At 36.2% G+C, this 13,219-nt stretch carries 15 protein-coding genes; 14 read left to right on the top strand and 1 reads right to left on the bottom strand.

Going from position 1 to position 13,219, the window contains the following annotated elements; genetic code table 11:
- The first annotated feature begins 2 nt into the window (after nucleotides 1-2).
- The 4 genes from GGQ92_RS02330 to GGQ92_RS02315 all read left to right on the top strand — a co-directional run bounded on the left by GGQ92_RS02330 (nucleotide 3) and on the right by GGQ92_RS02315 (nucleotide 4,059).
- Nucleotides 3-1,472, top strand: a complete 1,470-nt coding sequence (locus GGQ92_RS02330) for a spore germination protein (RefSeq protein ID WP_184244158.1) — start codon at nucleotides 3-5, stop codon at nucleotides 1,470-1,472.
- Nucleotides 1,473-1,672: 200 nt separating this feature from the next.
- Nucleotides 1,673-2,971 (top strand): diaminopimelate decarboxylase, encoded by a 1,299-nt coding sequence (gene lysA / locus GGQ92_RS02325; protein WP_184244156.1) that lies wholly within the window; start codon nucleotides 1,673-1,675, stop codon nucleotides 2,969-2,971.
- Between the two features lie 13 nt (nucleotides 2,972-2,984).
- On the top strand, nucleotides 2,985-3,422 hold the full coding sequence (locus tag GGQ92_RS02320; protein WP_184244154.1) for a peptidylprolyl isomerase: 438 nt from the start codon (nucleotides 2,985-2,987) through the stop codon (nucleotides 3,420-3,422).
- Nucleotides 3,423-3,693: 271 nt separating this feature from the next.
- Nucleotides 3,694-4,059: a GNAT family N-acetyltransferase gene (locus tag GGQ92_RS02315; protein ID WP_184244152.1), complete on the top strand. Its 366-nt coding sequence runs from the start codon at nucleotides 3,694-3,696 to the stop codon at nucleotides 4,057-4,059.
- 64 nt (nucleotides 4,060-4,123) lie between these two features.
- Here the strand turns inward: GGQ92_RS02315 and GGQ92_RS02310 are convergent, their stop codons facing one another.
- On the bottom strand, nucleotides 4,124-4,213 hold the full coding sequence (locus tag GGQ92_RS02310; RefSeq protein ID WP_184244150.1) for a YjcZ family sporulation protein: 90 nt from the start codon (nucleotides 4,211-4,213) through the stop codon (nucleotides 4,124-4,126).
- A gap of 121 nt (nucleotides 4,214-4,334) precedes the next feature.
- On the opposite strand from GGQ92_RS02310, the gene GGQ92_RS02305 reads away from it, so the two are divergent.
- The 10 genes from GGQ92_RS02305 to GGQ92_RS02260 all read left to right on the top strand — a co-directional run bounded on the left by GGQ92_RS02305 (nucleotide 4,335) and on the right by GGQ92_RS02260 (nucleotide 13,153).
- Nucleotides 4,335-5,057 (top strand): segregation/condensation protein A, encoded by a 723-nt coding sequence (locus GGQ92_RS02305; protein WP_281380419.1) that lies wholly within the window; start codon nucleotides 4,335-4,337, stop codon nucleotides 5,055-5,057.
- Nucleotides 5,058-5,079: 22 nt separating this feature from the next.
- On the top strand, nucleotides 5,080-5,682 hold the full coding sequence (gene scpB / locus GGQ92_RS02300; RefSeq protein WP_184244148.1) for an SMC-Scp complex subunit ScpB: 603 nt from the start codon (nucleotides 5,080-5,082) through the stop codon (nucleotides 5,680-5,682).
- 155 nt (nucleotides 5,683-5,837) lie between these two features.
- Nucleotides 5,838-6,923: a D-alanyl-D-alanine carboxypeptidase family protein gene (locus GGQ92_RS02295; protein ID WP_425486370.1), complete on the top strand. Its 1,086-nt coding sequence runs from the start codon at nucleotides 5,838-5,840 to the stop codon at nucleotides 6,921-6,923.
- The gene (locus GGQ92_RS02290) at nucleotides 6,916-7,509 is read left to right on the top strand and encodes a nucleoside recognition domain-containing protein (protein ID WP_184244146.1); all 594 of its coding nucleotides are present in this window, start codon (nucleotides 6,916-6,918) and stop codon (nucleotides 7,507-7,509) included. Before GGQ92_RS02295 ends, GGQ92_RS02290 begins: the two co-directional genes overlap by 8 nt.
- Complete coding sequence (locus GGQ92_RS02285; RefSeq protein ID WP_184244144.1) at nucleotides 7,502-8,035, top strand: spore maturation protein; 534 nt, start codon at nucleotides 7,502-7,504, stop codon at nucleotides 8,033-8,035. The genes GGQ92_RS02290 and GGQ92_RS02285 overlap by 8 nt, the downstream gene beginning before the upstream one ends.
- 73 nt (nucleotides 8,036-8,108) lie before the next feature.
- Nucleotides 8,109-8,831, top strand: coding sequence for a pseudouridine synthase (locus GGQ92_RS02280; RefSeq protein ID WP_184244142.1), 723 nt, complete (start codon nucleotides 8,109-8,111; stop codon nucleotides 8,829-8,831).
- A 66-nt stretch (nucleotides 8,832-8,897) separates the two neighbouring features.
- Nucleotides 8,898-9,470, top strand: a complete 573-nt coding sequence (gene resA / locus GGQ92_RS02275) for a thiol-disulfide oxidoreductase ResA (protein WP_184244140.1) — start codon at nucleotides 8,898-8,900, stop codon at nucleotides 9,468-9,470.
- Nucleotides 9,471-9,494: 24 nt separating this feature from the next.
- Nucleotides 9,495-11,123 carry a cytochrome c biogenesis protein ResB gene (gene resB, locus GGQ92_RS02270; RefSeq protein ID WP_184244138.1) on the top strand — a complete coding sequence of 543 codons (1,629 nt, stop codon included), beginning with the start codon at nucleotides 9,495-9,497 and terminating at the stop codon, nucleotides 11,121-11,123.
- Nucleotides 11,124-11,152: 29 nt separating this feature from the next.
- Nucleotides 11,153-12,343 carry a c-type cytochrome biogenesis protein CcsB gene (gene ccsB, locus GGQ92_RS02265; protein WP_184244136.1) on the top strand — a complete coding sequence of 397 codons (1,191 nt, stop codon included), beginning with the start codon at nucleotides 11,153-11,155 and terminating at the stop codon, nucleotides 12,341-12,343.
- 90 nt (nucleotides 12,344-12,433) lie between these two features.
- The gene (locus GGQ92_RS02260) at nucleotides 12,434-13,153 is read left to right on the top strand and encodes a response regulator transcription factor (protein WP_184244134.1); all 720 of its coding nucleotides are present in this window, start codon (nucleotides 12,434-12,436) and stop codon (nucleotides 13,151-13,153) included.
- Nucleotides 13,154-13,219: the final 66 nt, after the last annotated feature.

Genomic DNA, 13,219 nt, shown 5'->3' with positions numbered 1-13,219 from the left:
GAATGTCTAAATTAAAAAACGCTAAAAAAGTTGATTCTGTCTTAGAAAAGAATGAAAAGTTTCTTAAAGAAAAAGTAGGAGTAGATGTTTCCTTTGATGTAGGTTTTCGCGCCGTTAAAATACTGAAAAAAGATGTTCAACTATATTATGTTAACGGCTTAGTAGATAGTGTTCTTATCGTTGAAATCATGAAAAAGCTTATCACCATTAATGATGACGAAAACACAGATACAGATATTTTGTCCGTAGTTAAAAATAGAGTTGTTCATCAGCAAGTAGAAACGGTGCCAACTTTAGATGAGGCAATTGACCAATTGTTATCTGGATTACTTGTAATCTTTATGGATGGTATTACGGAAGCTATCGTGGTAGATGTTAGAAGCTATCCGGGTAGAGCCCCAGAAGAACCTGATACTGAAAAGGTCATTCGTGGTTCAAGAGATGGGTATACAGAAAATATTATTGAGAATACTGGTTTAACGAGACGACGAATTCGTGATGAGCGTTTAAGAAACGAAATCATTCAAGTTGGTGAAAGATCTAAAACGGATATATGTATTTCTTATTTAGAAGACGTAGCTGATAAACAGTTAGTAACGTATATTAAAGATGAACTTAATAAAATTGATGTAGATGGTTTATCTATGGCGGATAAAACAATAGAAGAATATCTAGTCCATCAAGGGTTTAATCCGTACCCACTTGTGCGGTATACAGAGAGACCGGATGTTACGGCAACCCATCTGTTTGAAGGTCATGTCGTTATTATGGTTGATACTTCGCCTAGTATGATTATTACACCTACTACATTCTTCCATCATGTGCAACACGCAGAAGAGTTCAGAGAAGCACCAGCTGTAGGAACTTTCGTTCGTTGGGTTCGGTTTATAGGGATTTTTGCTTCCTTATTTTTACTACCTTTATGGCTACTATTAGTTTTGAATCCTGAGTTATTACCAGAAGAGCTTCAATTTATAGGACCAAATGAAACAGGTAATGTACCTATTTTTATCCAGATGATTATTGCAGATATAGGTATTGAATTTTTGAGAATGGCAGCAATTCATACCCCGACGCCACTATCTACAGCAATGGGTCTAATTGCAGCTGTCTTAATAGGACAAATTGCCATCGATGTTGGTCTATTTAGTGCAGAGGTCATTCTTTATGTTGCAATAAGCGCGGTTGGCTCATTTGCTACTCCAAGTTATGAGTTGAGTGTAGCCAATAAAATAGTACGTATCGCTCTTGTTATTGTTACAGCGATATTTTCTGTGAAGGGGTTTATGATAGGAATTACGATATATATTCTTTGGTTAATCAGTATACGTTCTTTAAGAACTCCTTATCTGTGGCCCCTTATACCTTTTAATGGCAAAGCTCTAGGAAGAATCATATTCCGAGTTTCCATGCCATTAGCAAAAACAAGACCGAGCATTGTACGTCCTAAAAATCAACAAAGTCAATCATAATGTAAGTATAAAGTCTTGAATTGACGCGGTTCATATGGTACATTATTTTTAGACTTTTTTATCGGGAAAGCTCGCTGATCCCTTGTCTGCCAATTTAAAAGCGGATAAGGGGTCTTTCTTTGCTCAAAACTCGATTTTTGTCAAAATAATCTCTTGAAATAGTGATTAAATAGTTACGGCAGTCCTTGGAGGTATTAAATATGAAGCATCCATTTAAAGTAAATGATGAAGGACATTTGATGGTTGGGGGCATTGATACATTAGAACTTGCAGAAAAATATGGGACCCCATTGTTTGTATATGATGTCGAACGAATTCGAAAAAATGCAAGAGCTTTTGTTGATACATTTAAAAAACGAAATATACGTGCTCAGGTTGCTTATGCTAGTAAAGCATTTTCTTCTATTGCAATGGCACAAGTTGCTAAGCAAGAGAACCTTAGTCTGGATGTCGTTTCACAAGGGGAACTATACACAGCGATTAAAGCCGGTTTTCCGGTTGAACGAATCCATATGCATGGTAACAATAAGAGTAGAGAAGAACTGAAGATGGCAGTAAAATATCAAATTGGCTGTATTGTTATTGATAATTTCTATGAAATAGAGTTATTAAATGAAATTGTTAACGAAATGAATACTACAATGAATGTATTGATTCGAGTTACACCGGGAATTGAGGCACATACCCATGATTATATTTTAACTGGAAACGAGGATTCTAAGTTTGGATTTGACCTAACGAACGGACAGGCAACCCAAGCATTGAAAAAGTTGAAAGAAACACCTTCCCTTCATTTAAAAGGAATCCATTGCCACATTGGTTCGCAAATTTTTGAAACAGATGGGTTTATAATGGCAATCGAAAAGCTATTTACTGCTTTAAATACTTGGAAGGAAGAAGAGGATTTTGAGTGTGAAGTCTTAAACCTAGGTGGAGGCTTTGGAATTAGATATACAGAAGAAGACCAACCATTACCACTTGAAAATTATGTCGACGCTTTAATCGACGAAGTAGAAAAACAGACAAAAAAATACCATATCCCGTTCCCAGAAATTTGGATTGAACCAGGTAGATCCATCGTTGGCGATGCTGGTATCACACTTTATACGATAGGTTCCATGAAAGAGATACCAGGTGTAAGAAAATATATATCTGTTGACGGTGGCATGACAGATAATTTGCGTCCAGCTTTATACGATGCAAAATATGACGCAGTGCTTGCTGCAAACGTAAATGGAAATAAAGAAGAAGAAGTATCGATTGCTGGTAAATGTTGCGAGTCAGGTGATATGCTTATTTGGGATATACATCTACCAAAGATTCGACCAGATGATGTTTTAGCTGTATTCAGCACAGGAGCATATGGTTATTCAATGGCGAATCACTACAATAGATTCCCGAAAGCTGCTGTTGTATTCGTTGAAAACGGAGTAGATAAACTAGTAGTTAAGCGTGAATCTTTTGAAGATATGCTAGACAATGATTTATCTTATAACTAGGAGGAACTGAAAAATGAAACAAGCAATTATTGAAATGGAAAATGGAAAGCAAATTAAGATTGAATTATATGAAGAGGCAGCTCCAAACACGGTAGCAAATTTTGAGAAATTAGCAAACAGTGAATTTTATGATGGGGTTATATTCCATCGTGTCATTCCTGGATTCGTAGCTCAAGGTGGAGATCCTACAGGTACTGGAATGGGTGGTCCAGGTTATACCATTAAATGTGAAACAGAAGGAAACCCTCATAAGCATGTAGCAGGTGCGCTATCCATGGCTCATGCTGGTAAGGATACTGGGGGAAGTCAATTCTTTATCGTACATGAACCACAACCACATTTAGATGGTGTGCATACTGTCTTTGGACAAGTAACAGATGGATTGGATACTGCACTATCCATTAAACAAGGTGAGGCAATGAAATCGGTTCGTGTGTCTGAAAGTAATTAGACTGTTAATAAATAAAAATCTTAATTGACAGTAGTCATGTTATATACTATTGTTAATAATAGGGAAAACTATATAAGGAAGTTAGATATATGCGTAAGAAAAACATTATCCTGTATATCGTTTTGTTGACAGCTAGTATTTTATGGGGCTTATATTATTGGTTCTTTATGGTTGACTAGGTTCAAATGAGGTTTAATTAACCTATTTGCTGTCAATAACATAACATAGGTATATGTACACATTTATGTTATGAAATAATGAGGGGTTTAGTATGTTAATACGTTTTAAAAAAAGATTTGAAAAAATTGCGATGGGTTTATTATCTTTCATGCCAGATGCGAAGGAAGTAAAAAAACTCCAAGATATCATTAAAGAGTACGAAGAAAATGATGCTTGGCAGTTATTCCTTTGGAAAGAAGATGATGATGTTCTAGGTGCAATTGGGCTAAAAATAGACAGTGATCATAAAGAAATTACGGTTCAACACATTTCAGTAGATCCGTCTCACCGTAACTTAGGTATTGGAACACACATGGTAAAAGCCTTATCCAACTTTTACGATGAAACCTATGAGATTATACCAAACGAACAGACAGCGCGTTTTTTAGAAAAATGCAATGGATCTAGTACAGAATGATCGGATAAATGGAAAAAGAACCTTTGCAACAGTAGCAAAGGTTCTTTTTCCGATTCGTCGATGATTATAACCAAGCAGCACCAACAATGATTAATAAAATAAACAACACAACGATTAAGGCAAAGCCACTGCCGCCGCCATATGAGTAACCCATAATATATACCTCCTAAATTTTTTTGAGAAATCTTATCTCGCAATTAATGTATGCCGAAAACGGTTAGGATGTATAGGCGTTTGTAATAAATTATGGCTGTTTTAGTAAAGGGGAAGGGAAAATGACTTTGCGATATGAAGTAAAGTTAGACAGTTTTGAAGGTCCTTTAGATTTGCTACTTCATTTAATTAATAAATATGAGATTGATATATATGATATACCTGTCGCACAAATTACTGCACAATATATGGAATATATTCACGCAATGCAGGAGTTAGAATTAAATATCGCAAGCGAATATTTGGTTATAGCAGCAACACTTTTAGAGATTAAAAGTAAAATGTTACTACCGAAACAAGAAGTAACGCTAGATGATGAATATGAGGAAGATCCACGAGAAGAATTGATGAATCGACTAATCGAGTATCGGAAATTCAAGGACGCCGCTACGCATCTCAAAGGTAGAGAACTGGAACATAGTCAAATTTGGACACGCCCGCCTATTCAAGTTGATTCAGATGAAAGAATCGTCCAACGTCAATCAGCAGACATCTATGATATCATAGGTGCGATAGCTAAAATTACAGAAAGAAGAAAATGGACGAGACCATTAGAAACATCTGTCCAAAAACAAGAAATTCCAATTGAACAGCGGATGGATGAGGTGCTACAACAAGTTAAAACAAAGCGTGAAGGCATCTCCTTTTATCAGCTATTCCCAGTCATTACGAGAACCTATATTGTGGCAACATTTATCGCATTGTTAGAGTTAATGAAACTACATAAGGTAGAATGCTACCAGGCGGAGCATTTTGAGGATATTATAGTGCGCTTGAAAGATTAGAGAAATGATGGAGGAACCGGAAGTGCAACTACATGAAATTAAAGCTGTTATAGAAGGATTAGTATTTGCATCTGGTGATGAAGGTATTACGAAAAAGGATATTCAAAAAGTCTTAGAATTAGACAAGGATATGCTACACCATTTGCTAGAAGAATTAAAATACGAATACGAACAAACAAACAGAGGTTTTATGCTTATCGAATCTCAAGAATTACTATTTCTAACGACTAAGCCAGAGCATAGTGAATATTATAGTAAATTCAAAGAAGCAAGACTTAATTCCAAATTATCACAAGCCGCACTAGAAGCGTTAGCCATCATTGCTTATTTACAACCAATAACGAGAATTGAAATTGAAGAGATTAGGGGAGTTAAGAGCGATCGACCAATCCAAACATTGATTCAAAGAGCACTCATTGAAGAAGTTGGAAGGAAAGATAGTGTAGGAAGACCAATACTTTATGGTACTACAGTTGATTTTCTAACTTATTTTGGACTTCGTTCAATAGAAGATTTACCTCCTTTACCAGATAATTTTTCAGAATTGGATATGGTGGAGGAAGCAGATTTGTTTTTTGATCGATTGGATAAACTCAATCAACCTGAGAGTGATGAAAATTCTTAGTGTCGGTTGTTACACAAGGAATTAATAAAGAGATATTTACGTTATGAGAAATAAACTATTAAATGCATATGCTTGTCTTTTTCGCATACAATGTTAAAAAATCGTATGTCAGCAAAAGAGGTGAGCCTTTGCGTTTAATAGTTTCTTTTTGTTTAATGCTCCTTGTTTTTAATTTAGTTCCTCCTATATCCCATGCTTCTGTATCCGTCTCAGCTCAAAGTGCTATTTTAATGGACCAAACTACAGGCCGAGTATTGTATGAAAAAAATGCGGACAACCCTGAATTAATTGCAAGTATTACAAAAATCATGACTGCAATAATTGCGATTGAATCAGGGAAGTTAGCCGAAAAAGTGAAAATCAGCCAGAATGCAATTTATACAGAGGGTTCCTCTATATATCTACAAGAAGGCGATCAATATACTTTAGAAGAATTAGTATATGGTCTCATGCTTCGTTCAGGAAATGACGCAGCAGTAGCAATTAGTGAACATGTCGGTGAAAGTGAGGAAGGATTTGTTTATTTAATGAATGAGAAAGCAAGATGGCTTGGAATGGCAAATACACATTTTGATAATCCACATGGCTTAGACTCCGAAACGCATTATTCATCAGCTTATGATATGGCTCTGTTAATGCGTTATGCTTCACAAAATGAGATATTTCAAGAAATATCGTCGACTAAGAACTATAAACCAGAAGGAAAGCATTATTCTTGGACTAATAAGAACAAGTTACTAACTCAACTGTACGAACATTGCACTGGTGGCAAAACAGGTTTTACAAAAGCTGCTGGTAGAACCTTAGTGACAACAGCAGAAAAAAGTGGCCAAACTTTAATTGCTGTAACCATTGATGCTCCGAGTGATTGGAACGATCACATATCTATGTTTGAATACGGGTTTGACCATTATCCTTTACAGAAGATACAAGAGAAAGGGATATTCCCATGGCAAGTTGATGATACGGAAACGATTCAGAAGGGTAAAATAGAGGAGATGGTATACTATCCTCTTACGAATGAAGAATTAGAACAAGTAGAAAGTCAGACGTTTTTAACAGAGAATACGTTGCCATTTAATAAAATTGGTGAAAAAGTATTTTATTTAAATGGGGAAAAAATTGCCCAAGTGCCTATTTATGAAGTAGAGGGAGCAAATCGAGGGAAAGAGGAAAAAGAAGGCTGGATAGATCGCTTATTTAATATGTTCCAACATTCTTCTGGTGATAAAGATGGTTAATATCGTTTGGGCGTTGATGGCGATTATTGGAATTCTTTATGCCATGGTCAATGGGACGATGGACCAGGTTAATGAGGCTATCTTTGACAGTGCTGCTGACACAATTACATTAGTCATTAGTCTGTGTAGTGTACTTATTTTCTGGTTAGGAATGATGCGAATAGCCGAAAAAGCAGGATTATTGAATGGATTGTCCAAACTGTTTCGGCCAATTGTAAAGAAACTATTTCCTGAAATTCCTGATAATCATCCGGCTATGGGATATATATTGGCCAATTTCAGTGCAAATTTATTCGGCTTAGGAAATGCTGCAACACCAATGGGAATCAAAGCGATGCATGAATTGAAGAAATTAGAAGGTACAGATAAAGCTAGTAATTCAATGATTACATTTCTTATTATTAACACATCAAGCATTACACTTATACCAACTACTGTCATTGCAATACGAATGCAGTACGGTTCTGCTAATCCTACTGAGATTGTAGGCAGTACTATTCTAGCATCGATTTGTACGACGATAGCCGCTATTATGATTGATAGATACCTCCGTTCCAAAAGGAAGGTGAAGCATCGCAATGGTTGAAGTGATAACTACTATTAGTATATGGATAATTCCGGTTACGATTTGTTTTATATTGATTATCGCTCTAATTAAAAAAGTACCTGCTTATGAGGCTTTTGTTGAAGGAGGGAAGGAAGGACTGAAAATGTCAGTTTCTTTACTTCCCTTTTTATTAGGAATGATGGTTGCTATAGGTATATTAAGGAGTTCAGGGGCAATGGATGCCTTTATCGGGTTACTTGACCCAGTCCTTGATAAAATAGGCTTTCCTTCAGAAGTAGCGCCGCTTGCGTTGATACGATCCATATCGGGTACAGCTGCACTTGGAGTAACGGCAGAAATCATTCAAACGTATGGCCCAGACTCTTTTATTGGCAGACTAGCTTCTACTATGCAAGGAAGCACGGATACTACTCTCTACATTTTAACCGTATACTTTGGTGCAGTAGGCGTTAAGAAAATGGGCGAAGCGTTAAAAGTTGGACTGATCGCAGATTTTATTGGTATAATAATGTCGGTAATTATCGTTACCTGGCTATTTTTATAGTAGCGTTTTAGAACGCTACTATTTATTTATTAATAGACCTTATAGAATACTCAGAAATGAGGAGCGTATACCTATGAATGAAGAACGACTACAGAAAGTGATTGCTAGAAGTGGAGTGGCTTCAAGAAGAAAAGCAGAACAACTTATTCTGGATGGCAAAGTTGTAGTAAATGGTAAAAAAGTGACAGAATTAGGGACAAAGGTCACTTCAAAAGACGAAATAAGCGTTGAGGGTATACCAATTGAAAAAGAAAAGCTTGTATACTATGTATTATATAAACCGCGTGGAGTTATTTCGAGCGTAAAGGATGAAAGTAATCGTAAAATCGTACTTGACTATTTACCAGAGATCGAGGAAAGAATCTATCCAGTTGGACGGCTAGATTATGATACTTCCGGTTTACTGTTACTAACGAACGACGGTGATTTTACGAACCAATTATTACATCCTAGTCGTCGTATTAATAAAGAGTATGTTGTGAAAACAAAAGGTATTCCAGACAAAAGAGGTCTGGAGTTATTTAAAAAAGGAATTAGAAGTGAAGGGGAAACTCTAAAGGCGGTTTATGTAAAAATAAAATCGGTAGATCGAAAGAAAAACACTGCTATTGTTAAGCTAACGTTACACCAAGGTAAGAACCGCCAAGTGAGAAGAATGTTTGATGCGATTCATACACCCGTGATGAAGTTAAAACGTGAAAAATTTGGTTTTTTAACTCTTGAAGGGCTACAACCAGGAGAATATCGAGAATTAACTCCACAGGAAGTAGCGGATTTACTTAATTTAGCAAAATAAATGTTGGATATCTGTCACATTTTCCTAACATCTTGAATGGTACAATGGGCAAGGGGTGAGTGAACTTTGGATAAGATTAATGCTGCTAACGTTAAAAAACGGCGTAAAAAAAGAAATAGGTTTATTTTTCGAACGGTCATTCTCTGTGTTTTATTTGGAGCGCTTGTATTTGCTATTGTATCTAATCTTAAAGAAGACAGTAAAGCAGTCGATGTAGGGGACAAGGCACCTAACTTTGAATTACCTCAAGTTCGAAATGTAGAAGGAGAGGTCTTACAGCTTTCCGACCTTGAAGGTAAAGGGGTAATGCTTAATTTTTGGGCAACTTACTGTGAACCTTGTGAAAAAGAAATGCCTTATATGGAGTCTCTATATCCTGAGTATAAGGAAAGAGGAGTAGAAATCGTCGCTGTGAGTGTAGATGCAACAGAGCTCGTAATTCAAAACTTTGTTGACCGATATGATTTAACGTTTCCTATCTTACATGATAATAGAAGTGCTGTGCTAGATCATTACGGAGTAATTCCATTACCAACTTCCTATTTTATTGATGAAAATGGAGTTGTAGTGGAGCGTGTTATTGGTGAATTAACATTAGAAAAGCTTGAAGGTTACTTACAACAAATCGAACCTAGTTAACAAAAGGGGATTAGGTGAATTTATATGAAATGCGGTCATTGTGGAACTGAAAACCAAACAGGTACTGCAATTTGTAACAATTGTGGTCAACCTCTTGATAATAAAAATGAAACAAAATTATTAAATATGCGATATGATGGAGCGGCAATTCGGTCTAAGACTCGAAATAAATCGTTCGTTGATAAAGTATGGAATTTTTTCTCATCGGTCAAAATCGGCGTAACCTTAATTGCAATTGCCCTAATTGCGTCTGCATTAGGGACAGTCTACCCGCAACAAATGTACATACCACCAACTGTGAATCCATCGGAATATTATGAACAAGAATACGGGATAACAGGACTTATCTATTACCAATTAGGATTTCATGAGCTATATAGTTCATGGTGGTATATGTTAATCATAGCTCTAATAGGAATCTCTATATTTATCGTGAGTATTGATCGAGGAGTACCATTATACAAAGCGTTGAAAAATCAAAATCCGAAAAGACACCCATCATTCATAAAACGCCAAAAACTTTTGAGCCACACGGTACATGTGACGCAAGAAGAAAAAGAGCAATTCATTGAGAGATTAAAAAAGAAAAGATATAAAATTTATGAGAAAGATGGTCATATCTTAGCTGAAAAAGGACGTTTTTCAAGATGGGGACCGTATGTGAATCATTTCGGTCTTATCGTATTTCTAATAGGAACGCTACTTCGCTTCGTACCAGGTATGTACGTAGACGAATTTTTATGGATACGAGAAGGTGACACAGCTGTTATACCTGCAACGAATCAAGAGTATTACATAGAAAACCATGACTTCATAATGGATATTTATGGACAAGACGAAGAAGATGAAAAATTTGCAGATGCCTTAGAGCAAACAGGTTCATTAGTTCCTAAGAATTTTCAAACAGACGTGACGATTTACAAGGATGATGCAAAAGACGTTGTAGGTGCGCAGCCTGAGTTACAAGAGGTGCAATCAGGCTCCATTCGTGTAAATCAACCGATAAAAGTTGCAGGACTCACTTTGTATCAGGATAGTTATCAGCAGAACGAATTTCAATCGATGTCATTTAAATTACATGAAGTAGAAGATTCGGATGAAGTAGCAATTGCTGAATTAACGGTAGATTTAACAGATCCTAATAAAGAATACCAGTTTGATAACGGATATACGATTATGCTAAACGAATATTTTCCTGATTATACGATGGAAAATGGTGTACCACGATCTCAAACGAATTTTCCAAGAAATCCTGGATTTGTATTTTTTGTATATCCACCCGGTGAAACAGACCCAGAAGTTAGTTTTCTCGCTATTGGGCAAAACATACCCGGAGATGAGACTAATAACTACAAGCTCAGTTTAACAGGATTTGATGTAAGGGATGTATCAGGATTAAGTGTGAAAAAAGATCTAACTCTACCGATTGTTGCAATTGGAGCGATAATTTTTCTAATTGGTGTTGTTCAAGGTATGTATTGGCCACATCGAAGAATGTGGATTCATCCACAGGAAAATGAGTTACTCATAGCATGTCATACGAATAAAAATTGGTATGGATTAACAAAAGAGTTCGAAAAATTAACGGATGGCACACCAATTGCGAACGTCGTAGATCAAGAAACAGATACAGAAATGGAACCTGATAAGTAATTGTCATTGGTAGTAGAAGGAGGAAGCCTATGGAACAATTAATTTCCATAAGTGGTGGCTTATTATATGCATCTTTTGTAATCTATTTGATTGCAACAGTTTTATTTGCCGCTACGATAAGAGATAAGCGTAAAGAAAAAAAATTCTCGTTAATTAATAAACTAGCTATAGGAACTACTATACTTGGTTTTCTAACACAGCTAGGTTACTTCATTACTCGTTGGATGGCCAGTGGTCATGCACCGGTAAGTAATATGTTTGAGTTTGTTACATTCTTCGGTATGATGATTGTCTTAGCATTTATTATCATCTATTTTATTTATAGACTGGATATACTAGGTGTGTTCACGTTGCCAGTAGCTCTTCTAATTATTGGCTATGCTGCCATGTATCCTAGAGATATTACACCACTAGTACCATCGTTAAAGAGTCATTGGCTATGGATTCATGTGACAACAGTCGCTTTAGCTGAGGCAATATTAGCAGTTAGTTTTGTTGCAGGTGTTTTGTATCTTATTAAAAATATTAACCAATCTAAGTCAACTGCAAGAACTAAGTGGTTAGAAATTATTATGTATTCTCTTTTTGCTACACTAGCCTTTGTAATTATTACAACTGCTTTCAATATTGCAGATTATGAAGCAACGTTTGAATATGAAGTTGATAACAATCAAGTTGAAATTGAATATCATCTCCCCGCTATTTTTGGACCTAAGGATGGAGAACTACTGACCGAAGACCGTATGGATGCATGGCTTCCGACTCCAGAATGGATGCGAGGAGCAGAGGCACCTCGTAAGTGGAATACACTTGTTTGGTCATTAGCAGGAGGATTAGTTCTTTACCTACTAACAAGACTCATACTTAGAAAGCGAATTGGTGCAGCTCTACAACCAACGTTGAAGAAGGTTAATCTCCAACTATTAGATGAAGTATGTTATCGTGCAGTAGCAATAGGTTTTCCTTTATTTACTTTAGGTGGATTAATATTTGCTGCAATATGGGCTCAAGAAGCTTGGAATCGATATTGGGGCTGGGATCCAAAAGAGGTATGGGCTCTTATTACTTGGTTCTTTTATGCTATATTCTTACATTTACGCTTATCAAGGGGATGGCATGGAGAGAAATCTGCTTGGTTAGCTGTTGTAGGATTTGCTATTATTATGTTTAACCTCATTGTAGTTAATCTCGTTTTAGCTGGTCTTCATTCGTATGCATAGTCGATTTCCGGGAAAAGTACAAGTGAGAATTGTCACTTGTGCTTTTTCCATATATACTTGAGTAAGCAGGGTTGATGGAGGGATTAAATTATGTTAGAAGAGTCAAAAAAAATCCTAGTTGTTGATGACGAAGATAGAATTAGAAGACTATTAAGAATGTACTTAGAACGAGAAAATTTTGAAATAACTGAAGCAGCTGATGGAGACGAGGGACTAAGCTATGCATTAGCTGAAGACTTTGATGTAATACTATTAGATGTTATGATGCCAAAGATGGATGGAATAGAGGTATGTAAAGAGTTACGAGCAAAAAAATCTACTCCAGTTATTATGCTTACGGCAAAAGGTGAAGAAATTAGTAGGATCCATGGGTTCGAGGCAGGTACGGACGATTATATCGTAAAGCCTTTCAGTCCAAGGGAAGTAGTTCTTCGAGTAAAGGCATTGTTAAGAAGAACGAATTCGATTCACTCTTCAAGTTCTACAAATAGACCAAGAGATATTATCCAATTCTCTCACTTAATGATTGACAATGATGCTCATCGAGTGATGGCTAACAATCAAGAAGTCGATCTTACGCCAAAAGAATATGAACTACTCTTATTTTTAGCTAAATCTCCAGATACGGTATTTGATAGAGAAGAATTGCTTAAAGAGGTATGGGAGTATGAATTTTTTGGGGATTTACGTACGGTAGATACTCATGTGAAACGACTTAGAGAAAAATTAAATAAGGTATCCCCTGAAGCTTCGAAAATGATTGTTACCGTTTGGGGAGTAGGGTACAAATTTGAAGGAGTTCCTAATTAACGGGTAATATACATCCTCTTTTCCTGAAAATATGCTTTGTTATTAATCTAGACTAACCTAATTAGT

Origin of the sequence: Gracilibacillus halotolerans (assembly GCF_014206945.1) — a bacterium.
Taxonomy (GTDB): Bacteria; Bacillota; Bacilli; order Bacillales; family Amphibacillaceae; genus Gracilibacillus; species Gracilibacillus halotolerans.
The sequence above is the reverse complement of the archived record's forward strand: the minus strand, read 5'-3'. Positions and strand labels throughout refer to the sequence as shown.

Bases quoted from the DNA above. Each gene is read 5' to 3' on its own strand.
- GGQ92_RS02315 (WP_184244152.1), top strand. From the start codon at position 3,694: ATGTTAATACGTTTTAAAAAAAGATTTGAAAAAATTGCGATGGGTTTA.
- GGQ92_RS02260 (WP_184244134.1), top strand. From the start codon at position 12,434: ATGTTAGAAGAGTCAAAAAAAATCCTAGTTGTTGATGACGAAGATAGA.
- lysA (WP_184244156.1), top strand. From the start codon at position 1,673: ATGAAGCATCCATTTAAAGTAAATGATGAAGGACATTTGATGGTTGGG.
- resB (WP_184244138.1), top strand. From the start codon at position 9,495: ATGAAATGCGGTCATTGTGGAACTGAAAACCAAACAGGTACTGCAATT.
- GGQ92_RS02330 (WP_184244158.1), top strand. From the start codon at position 3: ATGTCTAAATTAAAAAACGCTAAAAAAGTTGATTCTGTCTTAGAAAAG.
- GGQ92_RS02280 (WP_184244142.1), top strand. From the start codon at position 8,109: ATGAATGAAGAACGACTACAGAAAGTGATTGCTAGAAGTGGAGTGGCT.
- GGQ92_RS02310 (WP_184244150.1), bottom strand. From the start codon at position 4,213: ATGGGTTACTCATATGGCGGCGGCAGTGGCTTTGCCTTAATCGTTGTG.
- GGQ92_RS02285 (WP_184244144.1), top strand. From the start codon at position 7,502: ATGGTTGAAGTGATAACTACTATTAGTATATGGATAATTCCGGTTACG.
- ccsB (WP_184244136.1), top strand. From the start codon at position 11,153: ATGGAACAATTAATTTCCATAAGTGGTGGCTTATTATATGCATCTTTT.
- GGQ92_RS02290 (WP_184244146.1), top strand. From the start codon at position 6,916: ATGGTTAATATCGTTTGGGCGTTGATGGCGATTATTGGAATTCTTTAT.
- GGQ92_RS02320 (WP_184244154.1), top strand. From the start codon at position 2,985: ATGAAACAAGCAATTATTGAAATGGAAAATGGAAAGCAAATTAAGATT.
- GGQ92_RS02305 (WP_281380419.1), top strand. From the start codon at position 4,335: ATGACTTTGCGATATGAAGTAAAGTTAGACAGTTTTGAAGGTCCTTTA.
- GGQ92_RS02295 (WP_425486370.1), top strand. From the start codon at position 5,838: ATGCTCCTTGTTTTTAATTTAGTTCCTCCTATATCCCATGCTTCTGTA.